We start from the raw sequence: 12,508 nt of genomic DNA, 5'->3' as shown, positions 1-12,508 counted from the left end.
CTTATTCTGGGTGCGGGAGCGCGATGATGGGCAGCGGAGCGCTCGTGACTAAGTGGAGTGTTCGGTCGCCGGTGAGCAACTTGACGATACGGCCGCTTTCTCTCGGGTGGAACGCGATTGCACTCGCATCGATGTCGTCGGCGACGTCGACGATGCCCTCGACGACGGCGCGTCGATACGTCATCCTCGACTCGGCGTCGGGGAAGGTCTCGCGGAACGCGGCGAACGACTCGGCAGCGAGCGACTCGGACTGTTCGACCGGCGTCTTGTCCGGCACCCCTTCACCTTTCTCGACGACGTGTACGACCGTGACGCGACCGACGGAGTACGGTTCGAGGGCTTTCGCAGTGACGCGAGCGTCGTCTTCGTTTGCGACGGGGACGAGTACGTGGCTGGTGAGGTTCGTTCGTGACATTGGGGGAACACTCCTACTGAGCAAGAGGTGTGGTTGACTCGCCGATACAGCAACCGACCAGACGTTTGCTGGGGCTTTGGATATCGGCGTTCATACCTCTATAATGTGGCCAAGATGTGATAAAATCGACTCTAAGCGAGACCTATGTTCAGAATCTCCCCGATGACAACCCAGTCACGCACGTTCTTTGGGCGAATAGTCCGGGGGAACCAGATTCATCGCTGCACGTCTCGGCGACAGTGCGCTGTTTCCGGTGATTTTCGTAAAGACCAGCGCCACACCCCCGCGCGCTTGTGTGTTTTGATTGAAAAGTTCCACTTATCCGTGCTGGTGTGGTACGGTAGCATAGGGTTGGGACGATATGGTTTCAGTCATCGCAGATATCCGCGTCGCTGGGCCGAGTGCTGTCTTAACACAACACACCTTGAGGGAGCTTCCAGAGGCTGAAATCAGGATTCAGTATCAGGGGTCCTCCGAGAAAGCAGGGCTCGTCGTTCGCGAGTGCGACTTCGACGAATTCGAGTCGAAGGTCGAAACAGACCCGTCCATCGGCTCGTACGAGCACGTCGCCGACTTCTCGGACGTGCGTGTCTACAACATTACTGCCGGTGACGTGCCAACGCTCGTCTCGGAACATCTCGCCAGCAAGAACATCCAAGTCCTCGAAGCGACGAGCCCGTCGGGCGATTCGAACTGGCAACTCCGCGTCCGCAGTCCGAGTCGGAAAAACCTCGCCGACGTTCTGTCTGAGTGCCGTCGTGGGGGAAACTCCATCCAGTTGAACACGCTCTATTCCGAAACGAATCCACCGGACGAGGCTAACTTCGGGTGTCCCTCGATGGACCGCCTCACGGACGACCAGTACGATGCGCTGGTGGCTGCCTACGAGAGTGGATACTTCGAGATTCCGAAAGGAACGTCACTCGCACAACTGAGCCAGGAGTTCGATATCGGGCCACAGGCGATGTCGGAGCGACTCCGTCGCGCCACGAACAGGATGCTCGAATCTCATCTCCAACAGGACGTCGCTACAGCCGAGCACTGACTGCGTTGGCGTCCACGAACTCACAGGAAACGTCTGGCTTGCCGCCGCGGTGCCGCTCGTCGTGTTCACTGCCATCCACGTCCCGCTGTGGGGAGTCGGTGCGACGCTCCAAATCGGCGCGTGGTCTGTCGTCGTAACCGCCGTGTACCTCTGGCGGCGGACGCTCGTCGCACCAATCATCATGCACCTGCTCAACGACATCGTCGGGTTCGTCATTCCCTCAGCGATGGGCTGACACCGGTGGTCGCCGCGTGTAAATTCGTGTTTTGTTTATGACTATTCGAGAAGCTTTACCCGCGATTGTTCCGATACGGCTTCATATACAATGACAACAAATGGCACGATTCGTGAGGGAGATTCGAGGACGTACACGCGAACGTTCACGAACGAGGAAGTCCAGCAGTTCGCAGAGCTATCGAACGATACGGGATACCACCACCTCGTCGCGGACGAGGACGGGCAGGTCGTGCTGCACGGTCTGCTGACGGCGACGATGCCGACGAAACTCGGGGGCGACCTCAACTACCTCGCTCGGACGATGGAGTTCGAGTTCCCCCGTCCCGCGTATACCGGCGTCGAGATAACGTGCGAGGCCACGTACGAATCGGTCGAGAAACAGGACGACCGCACGTATCTCGAAGTCTCGTTCGTCTGCGAAACCGAAGACGGCGACGTGGTTCTTCGCGGGCGGAGCGAAGGTGCGATACTGGAGTGACGACAGTGAACGACCGTCGTGAGAACGCTAACTCCGGGTCGCACCGGTATCGATTGTATCGGCTCCTGGCGACCCGTCACGGACAACGAAGGCGGTCACCAGTAGAATCGCCGACGTGGGCAGCATCACCAGTCCGATAGTGAACTGCCAGAACCCGAGGAGGAACAGACCGAGACTGCCGACTATCGTCGGCCAGAACTGTTTCCGAACCGCGCCGAACGCCCCAATCCAACCGAGGGCGACGACCGCGGCGAACAGGACGAGACGCGACGTTCTGAACCCCGGTCGCGGGAGTAACGCTAGCAGGACGACCGTCGTAATCGCGACTGCTGTGACCGACGCACCCCGAAGCACGTCGACTTTGGAATACGAACTCACCATATTTCGTGTTGGTTCTCTAACCATATACTCGTTTCCCAGCGGTGACTCAATATACTCGTTTCCCGGTGGTGGTACGGCCCCCGCGGAGCCTCCGAGTCACGTGTCTCAGAAGTCGGTTCGAGCTATAACTCGGCAGGGAGTGCAAACTCGTATTGGATATTTCGGTCCGCTCGTGCGACGCCGAGCACACGCTCTATGAACGCGCGCTTGCCCTCCGAATAGGCAGTTACGTCGTCGTGTTCCGCGGTCAGTTCGCGCTTTAATTGCTCGTATTCGGCACACAGGTTGGGGTGTGTCCGGAGCACGTCGCGCGTGACGACGCTTACTTTCCACTTGTCGCTGGACGCGCCAAACACGTGGTCGTTGAATCGTTGACCGTCCTGTCGTCGAAATACGGGGTGCCACCGCTCAGAGTTCTCGACCCGGTCACCGCCGAGTGTTGCTTCGAGCACCTGCGAGACGTCGCTGACGACGTCGTCGGCGACGACGATGTCGAGGTCGACGACGTCTTTCGCCGCCAGGTCGGGGACTGCCGTCGACCCGACGTGGTCGATTCGCTGAATTGCCGGTTCGAGCCCACTCGTCGTCAGCGTGGATAAAATTCGATTTCGCTCGGCGACGAATTCGTCACACCACCGCTCGTACTTCGACGGCACGAGTTCGATTGGGTCGTCGTCGATGCTAACCATTAACACATATACTGACGGTGAATAATTCAAACTTCCGCCACTTCACCCCATCGCGGGTCCTCGGGCCGACCAACCGAGCAAAAAGTCGCGAAAACGAGAGTATGAGGCCCGTGTACGTCTGATTCTGAGACTTATACGAAATCGAGGAGAATACCTGACTCTTTAGGGTCAGGATGAATCCGACAAAATCCTACACGAACCCCCTTCGATGGCATTCCTGAGTTTCCAAAATCCGCAGTTCCAAGTATTGTAACTTCATATCAATAAGTAAGGTCAGGTCGGAACGGAGCGATTCCGAACTGCCTTCGGAGGCGGTCTACCCGCCACTAATGAGACAGTATCCGAAACGCCAACACGGTGAACACGAATGCTGAAACGTTCGTCTCGTGCCTGTTGGTTGAGCAAGCCAAGGTAACTCCAAGTCCGGCGAATCGACGTGGACTCCCTGCTGGCAAAAACAACAGATGGGAGTCAACGACGCCGAGGATAGGAGTAACGGCGGTTTGGCACCGCCAGTCAGCCGCTGACCACGACGACTGGGTTAAATGGGTTCCCGAAAAGTGGCAGAGTCATGGTTGCGAACCTGAAACTCTCAACGCTCGGGATTCCTGCGTCTTCAGGCGCAGGAGGATGTCAATGTGCGACTACACAGTAACAAACATAATAATATTTACACATTTTTATTAGATTCGCACACCAACAGAGACGTGGTTCTGACGCACACGTTGGGATGGGGTTCGAACCGGGACGTGGGGCGTGAGCGCTAGAATCACAGGAGAGACAAGATATGGCAACGACAGCAGGGAGAGGCGATGTCGGTGCGGTGCGGGCAGACATCGAAGAGACGCTCGGATTCGTGCCGGGGTTCTGGGAGCTAAACGACGCGGACCTCGTCAACGAGTGGCCGAACTTCAAACGGCACGCGTTCGAAGAGACTGCGATTCCGCCGAAATACAAGGAGCTAATCGGGTTAGCAATCGCGGCGAACATCAAGTGCCCGTACTGCCAGCGGTTCCACAAAGGGGCGGCCAAGATGCACGGTGCGACCGAAGAGGAACTCAACGAGGTTGCGTTCCTTGCCAGTTGGACCGCACGCTACAGCGCCATCATCCACGGGATGGACTACGACATGGACACGTTCGAAGACGAATTCGAACGGATGGCCGAACACCTCGAAGAACAACTGGCTGACGACGACTGAAAAGCTAGGATAACCGTCTGACTTCCAGTCAGGCGATTTTTCCTACGGCGTCGTTGTCGGTTCGGGACCGGGTTCTCCCGTTTCGTGACTCCGCCACGACATCCCCGACGTGACGATGACGAGTACCGCGAGCAGGACGTACGCAATCGGCCCGACCGGGTTCGTCTCAGGTCCGGGGGGTCCGTACACTCCGAGGACGGTGACGCCGACCGCGACGAGGACGAACACGCCTGTGAGTGCAGCCATCGCGTACGCCACCACAGTCTCCCGGTCGAGCAAGAGGTAGCTTATCACGCCCCCGGCCGCGGCGACGAGGAACAGTGCGGCTGTCTGTGGCGGCGGGTCTAACCCAGGAGTCTGGACGACTGCGATGTGGAGAAACATCGCGCTCGCTGCCGCGAGTCCACCGACGAGCGCACGCGTGATGTGGTGCCACTCCGTTTCGGCCGCTGTTTCAGTTGGTACTGTCGAGTATGCCATTCGTGCTCACAGCTAGCATATAGCACGCCAGGAGAGATAACATCTCGCCCGCTACGACGCGTCCGACATCCGCGAGAGTGTATCTACTGCGCCGCCCAAAATAATATATTCGCCGACATTACCATGCCGGTGGAGTGTGTATGTGCTTCTGGAATGCCCACAAAGCAAGCCGAAACGACGTGGCAGGGTGGCAAAGACGGACACGGTGACTTCGAGACCGAGAGTGGCGACGTCTCAGGGACGTTCAAGTTCCCGACCCGATTCGAGGACGAACCCGGAACGAACCCGGAGGAGCTTATCGGCGCGGCGCACTCCGGCTGCTTTTCGATGCAGCTGACCGCGTTCCTCGACGCCGAAGGCTACACTCCCAACGACCTTCACACGGTCGCGGACGTGCACCTCGAACGCGCCGACGACGGCGGATTCGAGATTCCACGCATCGACCTGACGTTGGAGGCGGACATTCCCGAAATCGACGACGAGACGTTCCAGGAACTGGCACAGCGCGCGAAAGAGGGGTGTCCGGTTTCGAAAGCCCTCGCCGGACCTGAGATTTCGCTCGATGCGTCGCTTGTGAGCTAAGCACGGTCTTCAGTCGGACTATTTTTCGCGGTGCCGATGCGCGTGGCTACGGGCGCTTCCTACGGAGAACTGTGTTGGACGGTCTGCCAGACACGACCGCCACAGAACGTGTGGTCGTCGAGAGGGGCGCGCGACTCCTGACTGCCACACGTGTTCCAGAGCACCGCTCAGTCGGTTGTGAATCTTTTGGCCGGATTCGCCGCCGAACAAACCCGAACGCGACGCTCCCGCGATTCACTCCCCGTCCCGAATCATCATCACCTTCACGCGGCGGACGCCGTCGAAGTCGCGGAGGCGGTAGGTCAACTGCCGGACGCGCTCGCTCGGTCCGCGGCAGAACAGCGATTCGAGACACCACTCGCCTTGGTGGGTGTGGCTCGTGTTCAGAATGACGTCCTGGTAGTCGTGTTGCACCGAATGCAGTTCGCCGATGACCTCGTGGTGTCGATAGTCGAAGCCGACCAGCGCGACAACGGTCCCGTCGGTGTCTTCGAGTCGCGTGTGGGACTCGATGTACTCTTGCATCGCCTCTCGGACCGCCCGTGAGCGGTTCTCCAAGCCCTGTTCGTTCCACACCCGGTCGAACTCGGCGACGACCTCATCGGGGATGTTGAAACTCGTTCGCATGTACGGACGTGCCTCGGCCAGCACTAAGAGGGTCTGTATTACGACCACCGGGTTCCGGTATTAACAACCGCTATACAGAGCGGCGGCGGAGGTCCTGCCGAAGCGATGTTCGGAACCGACACGATTGGGTTGTTCGCGGGGGCCGTCGCGCTCGGCGTCGTCCACGGCATCGAACCGGGCCACGGTTGGCCCGTCGCCGCCTCGTACGCCCTCGACCAGGCGAACGAATGGGTCTACGGCTTCGCCGCGAGTTTCATCCTCGGGGTCGGACATCTCGTGAGCAGTCTCGCGATGGTTGCGGTGTTCTTCTACGCGAAGTCCTACTTCGAACTCACGCAGGTCAACGAACCACTGACGATACTCGGCGGCGTCCAAATCGGTGGCCCGGTGAGTCTCGTGGCGGGTGTCCTGCTCGTTGCACTGGGAATTCGGGAATATCGTGGCGGCGGCCACTCACACGACCACAGAAGCCAACATGGTCACGGAAGCCAGCACGACCACGGAAGCCACCACAGCCACAGCGCTCACGCCCACAGCACCGACGACGGCGACGACCACACTCGGGAGCATCATATTCGTGGCCACCTCAGCGAAGACGCCGTCCTCGTCGGTAACGGGCACAACCCCGATGGGCACGGTCATGATGAACGCGGCCACGACGGACACAGCCATAACGACCACAGCCACGACGACAACGCCGGAATCCTCTCCCGACTTCGAGACACCCTCCCGTTCGCTGGCGGGCACTCACACGGCCACCACGGCCACGGTCACGACCACAATCAGGGCCTTGACGAGGCGACAGACCGCGGACTCCTCGGCATCGCGTGGTTCGCGTTCGTCCTCGGATTCGCACACGAAGAGGAGTTCGAGATAATCGCCATGTGCGCCGGGTCGAACTACTGTCTCGAACTGATGAGCACCTACGCGCTCACGGTCATCTTCGGCATCGTCGCGCTGACGATGGCCCTCATCGCGGGCTACCAGTCGTTTGAATCCGAGGTGGAGAAGTACACGCCGTATCTTCCGGTTTTCTCGGCCGCCGTGCTCATCCTCATGGGCGTCGGCTTCATCGTGGGACTGTTCTGACCGCCGCCTCAGTCGGTCGGTTCGTCGGCGACGCCCGCGACTCAGCGATTCGCCTCAAACCAGTCGACGGCGAAGTCGACGAGTTCGGGTTGGTCCATCAGTTTGCACGTCGCCGCGCCGACGACTCCCTCCGTGACGTCGACTTCAGCTTCGAAGTCGGCTCCGAGTTCCTCGAAGTCGTCGGTGCTCGTTTCGAGGTCGTCGTACTCGACGACGACGCGCTCGCCGTCGCGGAGGAGCGGTGCCGACGATGTGGTGTACTCTTTTTCGAAGTCGGCGCGGTACTCGGCGAGGTGAATCGACGTGTTCGTGCTGTAGCCCGTTCCGAGGTGGAGTACGTCGGCGTCCCGGTCGTAGGCACGGGCGAGTGGTGAGTTCTCGCCCAGTCCGTGGTCGATGCTGTGGTCGGCGACGATTTCCTCGGCCGCTGCTCCCCACGCCGCTACGGAGTACACCGGGTGGCCGCTTCGGACGACGCCGGGATAGTTTCGGAAACACTCCGGAATCGCACCCATTCCGCGAGTCGGTGTGACTTTGGGGCGGTACGGTGGCCGTTCGTCACGGACTGTCTGCACCCAGTTGTCGGGGACTGGTGGGTTCTCCCAGACCGCCGGGTCGGAGTACTGGCCGCTGTGGGTCTGCATTACGAGTGTCCCTTCCTCAGTCAGCACTGTCTGAAGAGCGTCAACGACGGCCGTCGGGTCGACGGCGACCCACCCGAGCGAACTCAACGAGGCGTGTACGAGGAGGGTATCGCCGGCACCGACGCCGAGTTCGCGGAGGTCGGAGACGAGCGACGAGACCGTGACCGGCTCGTCGACTCGCTCGATGGCGTCTGCTTCCGTCATGACTCTCGTCTCACGTGGCCAACGCTTCAAGGTTCGTTTGTCTCCCTCTCGAACGCGGGCAAAAAACTCAATCCGTCCTCCCGTGTTTCGAATACTATGGCCGAAGTCTCCGCCCGCGACGCCCTCCGATACGCCACAGAAGATGAGATGGTGAAACTCTACGCCGTCGTCTTCGGTGGGTGGCTCCTCCTGTTCGTCGCCGAATTCGCCTTCAACAGGCTCACTGTTGGAATGATGTCGTTCGTCGGCGTTGTCGCCTTCCTCGCTGGCGCTCTCGCAATGTTCGCTGGACTCGTCGGTATCGCGTACAAACTACTCCGCGAGACGCGAACAGACTGAGAACGAGACTGAATCAGCGTTCCGACCCGGGACTTACTCGATGTACGTCTCTGCGAGTGCGTCGAGCGCCTCGTGGTGCTGGGTCGTATGGGGTGCCGTCAGCGGCGAGACGGACACTTTGCCGTCGATAACCGCCCGGCGGTCCGTCCCCTCAGGGTCGGGAATGTCGCCGCTGCGCATGCGCTCCCAGATTCGGTCCTGGAGTCTGACGGTGCCGTTTTCGAACTCGGCGGTCATGTCGTACATCTCCGAGGGATACGTCACTTCCATGTCGGCCGGTTCGTCGGTCGAGCGCATCGGCGCGTTGACGTTCAGGTAGTCGCACTGCTTGAAGACGCCCGCACCGACAGCGTGTTTGGCGAGGTACGAAGCCGCGTGCGTCGCCTCGCGGTAGTCGCGCGGGTCAGTCGCCAGTTCGTGCCACGGTTCGTCGCCGTCGGCGGGGACGTACATCGAGACGGCGATTGCGGGTACGTCGAAGAACGCGGCTTCGACGGCGGCGCTGACGGTCCCCGACCGACCAAGGACGTACGCGCCGATATTTGCGCCCTTGTTGATGCCGGAGACGACCATGTCGACGTCGGGACAGAGCGCTTCGAGACCGGCGACAGTGCAGTCTGCGGGGGTCCCCTCAAGCGCGTAGCCGAGTTCGTGTTCGGCGACGATGGCGTCGGACGACATCTTCCGCCCGACGGCGCTTTGGTCCGTCTTGGGCGCGACGGCGGTCACGTCCGCGAACTCCGAGAGGGCGTCGTAGAGGGCCCGAAACCCGACGCTCTCGATACCGTCGTCGTTCGTCAGGAGGATGGAGCGTTCACTCATGGCTTCGACTCCGGCCGGAGCGCGCAAAAATCCACGCCTCGCGGCTGTCGACGTGCCGACCACACACCCTCGCTTCGGTGGCCAGTCGAAGTCGGGTCAGACCGCGCGGTCGACGATAGTCTCGTCGTCGACGACGAGATTGTAGGCTTCTTCGTCGTCGTTCCAGAGGACGAGAACGTTTTCGAAGACGAGGATATCGCCGTAGTCAGCCTCGTCGAGGTCGGCGTTCAGGATGGTCGGTTTCGTCCTGACGGCGTAGTGGTCGGTCTCCTCGCTGCCGTCGCCGATTTTGAACAGTTGATTTCGGCTCTCCGAGAGGTCGTGACTCAGTTTGACGGCTAGGAGGTCGATACGATTCGTGACGTGGCGTTCCATCTCGGCCATCTTGGCGAAGCGCTCCGGATTCGCACGGATTCCGAATCGGCGCTCGCCATCGGTTCGGAGGATGCTGTAGGAGTACTGCACGTCCACGTTGACGAAGGTGCCTTCGTCCTCATCTGGGTCGCGGCCGTCGTCCAGTCGAGACTGGAACGCGGGGACGTCGAGGTCCGGTTGCACGTCGAACGACCAGCCGCGGTCGGACGGCGCGTACCCGTCCCACAGGCGAAGCGTGGGCGAGTAGATGGTGACGTCGCCGTTTACCGGAGCGACCTCGCGTTCGACCTCGCGGAGACCGATGCTCGTGTTTCTGTCGGCGGGTTCGATGGCGACGATAGCGCCGTCGTCGGCGACGACGTCGAGGTACTTCTGGACGACTGCGACGGGGTCGTCGAGTTCGTTCAGGACGTTACCGAAGAGGACGATGTCGTACTCGCCGTCGGGGTCGAACGCTTCGGCCGTCTCGCGGTGGATGCTCGTTCGGAAGTTGCGGCGCGTCTCGGAAAGCATCCGTTCGAGCACGTCGGCGGAGGCACTGGGTTCGAGCGCGTGGTAGTCCACGAGCGCGTCGTCCGGCAGGTAGTCGTGGAGGCCGAGTGCCGGGCCGCCCGTTCCCGCCCCAACGTCGAGGACGCGGAGTTGCCGCGGCAGCAACCCGCGTTCTGTGAGGTCGTCGAGGACGTAGCCGACGGTCGCGTAGTAGTCGGGGAGGTGGTAGATAGCGTACCCGAGGGCAGCGTCTTCGTCGTACTCGACAGGGTTGCCCTCGAAGTAATCTGTTTTCAATTGGCGAATGCGCTGTCGGAGTCGGTCACCGGAGTCGCCGACGTGCCAGTTTGCGCCGTAGCGCTGGATGAGCAGGTCTTCTACCGCAAACGAGTAGTCACTGGGGAAGGTCTCCGGCGACCATCCCGGCAGCGAAACCGGGTCGTCGTTGGCGGGGACGAACGTCCCGTCGTCTTGCTCGAACAGCCCGAGGTCGTAGGCTTCCTCGCGGAGCGTCTGTTTCACCACCGCGGGGTGCGGTGCGCCTTCGATGTATTCGGCAATCTCGTCGGGGTCTATCGGGCGAACGTTTCGGAGGTACTTCGCGTTGTCGCGGACGGCGTCTCTATCTATCATCGTCGGAACAGCAGGTCAGGTATCATCGGTCTATCTATCGGTCGGTAGTCGTCGAAACGGGGGCGAGTCGTCGCGGTCAGGGTTCGGCGTCGCTGGCGTCGTCGAGCGATACAGCGCCCGTCGCGGCGACCGCCCGGTAGAGGTCGGCGAACGTCTCGTCGTCGGCCATCGCGAGGGCGCGTGCCGCGTCCGCAACGCGGTCTGTCCCGGCACCGAACTGCGATTGAATGTCGGTGTACACGCGAGGCGTGCCGCCGGAAACCGCCGTGACGAGTTCGTCGAGGGCGGCGGAAATGGGTGTCGCAAACTCGTCGCGAACGTCGTCGGCCGCGAGTCCGAACGCGAGGACGGCGGCGTGGGCCGCGGCCTGCACGGTCTCCATCGCGGCGTCGTGTTCGTCGGGTGTCGTCTCGAAGACGTGGTTCCCCGCAGTGGAGAGGTCGGCACAGACGGCGTCTGCGAGCGGCCCCGCGGTATCGCTGACGACAGCGACGTTTCCGGGGGCGTTCTGCGGGGCGAACAGTGGGTGTAAGCTGAATCGCTCGCGGTCCGGCAGGTGCTCGCGCATCGCGCTAACCGGGCCGCCCATCGCGCCCGTCACGTCGCACATGCCGCCGGTCGCCCGGTGAGCGTGTTCCGCGATGGCCTCTTCGGCGAGGCCCATCGGGACAGCGAGGCAGACGAGGTCGAATTGCTCGTCGCCGTCGAAGGGGACGACGCGGCCGCCGACTTCGTCGGCCGCGCTCTCGGCGACATCGAGGTCGACGTCTGCAAACGCGGGTTCGGCATCTACCGTCCGGCCGAACCACCGGCCCATGGCACCAGCACCGACGACGAGCAAGTCCATCGGTATCGTGTGGACGCGGGCCGCCCAAAAGGCAATCGGTGCTGGCGGGTATGAAGCGTCGGCGGGCATCGCCACGGAAGAAAACAAGAGATGGCCGAACACACGCAATAGAAGGGACAAAACGGCGGTTTCTCGGCCAGATGGACCTTGTCTTGTGGTCACTTCAGGTCTGCAGCAGTGGCTATTTGTTGACACGTTTGGAATCCGTACCTAAAGTCATGCCCTCCAGATTCTCCTCCACAGGCGAGAGCTACGCGAGAAGACGTTTCCTTTCGGGACTCGGAGCGGTTGTTATCGGCGGTTTTGCGGGTTGCAGTGGTAGGGTTCCGGGTGCAGGCCCCAAACAACTCGATACAGAGTCGGTGGTCCAAGAGAAGGACGACCCATCGATTCTCTGGCGCTATCCACCACGAGACGGCGATGTGGACGGAATCGGGTACGCAGAAGTCGAGTTCGAGAGGGTTGTTCGCCGAGAGCATCGTTCGCCAGCGATGCAACTCGAGTTCAATTCGACTATCGGTGGTATCGCTTCTCAGTCACCCTACGAAGGTTACCATCTCGACTGGTTCCGGTTCCGAATTTGGCCCCCGGAATCGTACGAAGAGGGTACCAGCTACGAGGTTCGCGTCCAACCACCGGGTCAGTGGGACGATTTTTCGGTGTACTACGAACTCCAGCCTACTGTTCGCCAGACTATCGTCGAACTCCGAGATGCCGATACCCAAGGCACGATTCTGGTTCCGGCCGTGTTCGACCCCGGTGGAGGCCGACTCCCCGAGTCTCTACATTGTTCGTTTACTGTCCAAGCATCTCGCCCCGGAACGTTTGGCAACACCGTCCGTGTCGCGGACGAGGGGACCCTTCCACTCGACCACGTCAACGCGACGGGCTGAGTCTGCCACGCGAGACGACACGTGCACCTGCCTTC

Annotated in this window: 17 protein-coding genes; 8 read left to right on the top strand and 9 right to left on the bottom strand. The window is 61.1% G+C overall.

What is annotated here, in order from left to right:
• Position 1: 1 nt before the first annotated feature.
• Positions 2–415, bottom strand: a complete 414-nt coding sequence (locus tag KU306_RS11460) for a universal stress protein (protein ID WP_258301990.1) — start codon at positions 413–415, stop codon at positions 2–4.
• 361 nt (positions 416–776) lie between these two features.
• On the opposite strand from KU306_RS11460, the gene KU306_RS11455 reads away from it, so the two are divergent.
• The 3 genes from KU306_RS11455 to KU306_RS11445 all read left to right on the top strand — a co-directional run bounded on the left by KU306_RS11455 (position 777) and on the right by KU306_RS11445 (position 2,175).
• Positions 777–1,460 (top strand): helix-turn-helix domain-containing protein, encoded by a 684-nt coding sequence (locus tag KU306_RS11455; protein WP_258301989.1) that lies wholly within the window; start codon positions 777–779, stop codon positions 1,458–1,460.
• Positions 1,363–1,695, top strand: a complete 333-nt coding sequence (locus tag KU306_RS11450) for a CPBP family glutamic-type intramembrane protease (RefSeq protein WP_309138751.1) — start codon at positions 1,363–1,365, stop codon at positions 1,693–1,695. Before KU306_RS11455 ends, KU306_RS11450 begins: the two co-directional genes overlap by 98 nt.
• A gap of 90 nt (positions 1,696–1,785) precedes the next feature.
• Complete coding sequence (locus KU306_RS11445) at positions 1,786–2,175, top strand: FAS1-like dehydratase domain-containing protein (protein ID WP_258301988.1); 390 nt, start codon at positions 1,786–1,788, stop codon at positions 2,173–2,175.
• A gap of 27 nt (positions 2,176–2,202) precedes the next feature.
• Here the strand turns inward: KU306_RS11445 and KU306_RS11440 are convergent, their stop codons facing one another.
• Both KU306_RS11440 and KU306_RS11435 read right to left on the bottom strand, forming a co-directional pair.
• The gene (locus tag KU306_RS11440) at positions 2,203–2,556 is read right to left on the bottom strand and encodes a hypothetical protein (protein WP_007539836.1); all 354 of its coding nucleotides are present in this window, start codon (positions 2,554–2,556) and stop codon (positions 2,203–2,205) included.
• 122 nt (positions 2,557–2,678) lie between these two features.
• The gene (locus KU306_RS11435; RefSeq protein WP_258301987.1) at positions 2,679–3,245 is read right to left on the bottom strand and encodes a GrpB family protein; all 567 of its coding nucleotides are present in this window, start codon (positions 3,243–3,245) and stop codon (positions 2,679–2,681) included.
• Between the two features lie 787 nt (positions 3,246–4,032).
• On the opposite strand from KU306_RS11435, the gene KU306_RS11430 reads away from it, so the two are divergent.
• Positions 4,033–4,446 carry a carboxymuconolactone decarboxylase family protein gene (locus KU306_RS11430; protein ID WP_007539831.1) on the top strand — a complete coding sequence of 138 codons (414 nt, stop codon included), beginning with the start codon at positions 4,033–4,035 and terminating at the stop codon, positions 4,444–4,446.
• A gap of 42 nt (positions 4,447–4,488) precedes the next feature.
• Here the strand turns inward: KU306_RS11430 and KU306_RS11425 are convergent, their stop codons facing one another.
• Entirely contained in the window at positions 4,489–4,926 is a 438-nt protein-coding gene (locus KU306_RS11425; RefSeq protein WP_258301986.1) for a hypothetical protein, read from the bottom strand.
• Between the two features lie 153 nt (positions 4,927–5,079).
• On the opposite strand from KU306_RS11425, the gene KU306_RS11420 reads away from it, so the two are divergent.
• Positions 5,080–5,508, top strand: coding sequence for an OsmC family protein (locus KU306_RS11420; protein ID WP_007539826.1), 429 nt, complete (start codon positions 5,080–5,082; stop codon positions 5,506–5,508).
• A gap of 234 nt (positions 5,509–5,742) precedes the next feature.
• On the opposite strand, the gene KU306_RS11415 is transcribed toward KU306_RS11420, so the two are convergent.
• Entirely contained in the window at positions 5,743–6,135 is a 393-nt protein-coding gene (locus tag KU306_RS11415; protein WP_007539824.1) for a CopG family ribbon-helix-helix protein, read from the bottom strand.
• 105 nt (positions 6,136–6,240) lie between these two features.
• On the opposite strand from KU306_RS11415, the gene KU306_RS11410 reads away from it, so the two are divergent.
• Positions 6,241–7,224: a hypothetical protein gene (locus tag KU306_RS11410; RefSeq protein ID WP_258301985.1), complete on the top strand. Its 984-nt coding sequence runs from the start codon at positions 6,241–6,243 to the stop codon at positions 7,222–7,224.
• 41 nt (positions 7,225–7,265) lie between these two features.
• Here the strand turns inward: KU306_RS11410 and KU306_RS11405 are convergent, their stop codons facing one another.
• Positions 7,266–8,072 carry an AAC(3) family N-acetyltransferase gene (locus KU306_RS11405; protein ID WP_258301984.1) on the bottom strand — a complete coding sequence of 269 codons (807 nt, stop codon included), beginning with the start codon at positions 8,070–8,072 and terminating at the stop codon, positions 7,266–7,268.
• Positions 8,073–8,168: 96 nt separating this feature from the next.
• Between KU306_RS11405 and KU306_RS11400 the strand changes: the two genes are divergently transcribed.
• Positions 8,169–8,411: a hypothetical protein gene (locus KU306_RS11400; RefSeq protein ID WP_007539818.1), complete on the top strand. Its 243-nt coding sequence runs from the start codon at positions 8,169–8,171 to the stop codon at positions 8,409–8,411.
• A 33-nt stretch (positions 8,412–8,444) separates the two neighbouring features.
• Here KU306_RS11400 and surE read toward each other — a convergent pair whose 3' ends face one another.
• The 3 genes from surE to KU306_RS11385 form a co-directional block, all read right to left on the bottom strand.
• Positions 8,445–9,233, bottom strand: coding sequence for a 5'/3'-nucleotidase SurE (gene surE / locus KU306_RS11395; protein ID WP_007539816.1), 789 nt, complete (start codon positions 9,231–9,233; stop codon positions 8,445–8,447).
• A gap of 96 nt (positions 9,234–9,329) precedes the next feature.
• Positions 9,330–10,733, bottom strand: a complete 1,404-nt coding sequence (locus KU306_RS11390) for a small ribosomal subunit Rsm22 family protein (protein ID WP_258301983.1) — start codon at positions 10,731–10,733, stop codon at positions 9,330–9,332.
• Positions 10,734–10,809: 76 nt separating this feature from the next.
• Positions 10,810–11,580 carry a prephenate dehydrogenase/arogenate dehydrogenase family protein gene (locus KU306_RS11385; RefSeq protein ID WP_007539811.1) on the bottom strand — a complete coding sequence of 257 codons (771 nt, stop codon included), beginning with the start codon at positions 11,578–11,580 and terminating at the stop codon, positions 10,810–10,812.
• 491 nt (positions 11,581–12,071) lie between these two features.
• Between KU306_RS11385 and KU306_RS11380 the strand changes: the two genes are divergently transcribed.
• Entirely contained in the window at positions 12,072–12,473 is a 402-nt protein-coding gene (locus KU306_RS11380) for a hypothetical protein (RefSeq protein WP_241429807.1), read from the top strand.
• Positions 12,474–12,508 lie beyond the last annotated feature (35 nt).

This window comes from Haloferax larsenii (assembly GCF_024730625.1).
Lineage (GTDB): Archaea > Halobacteriota > Halobacteria > Halobacteriales > Haloferacaceae > Haloferax > Haloferax larsenii.
The sequence above is the reverse complement of the archived record's forward strand: the minus strand, read 5'-3'. Positions and strand labels throughout refer to the sequence as shown.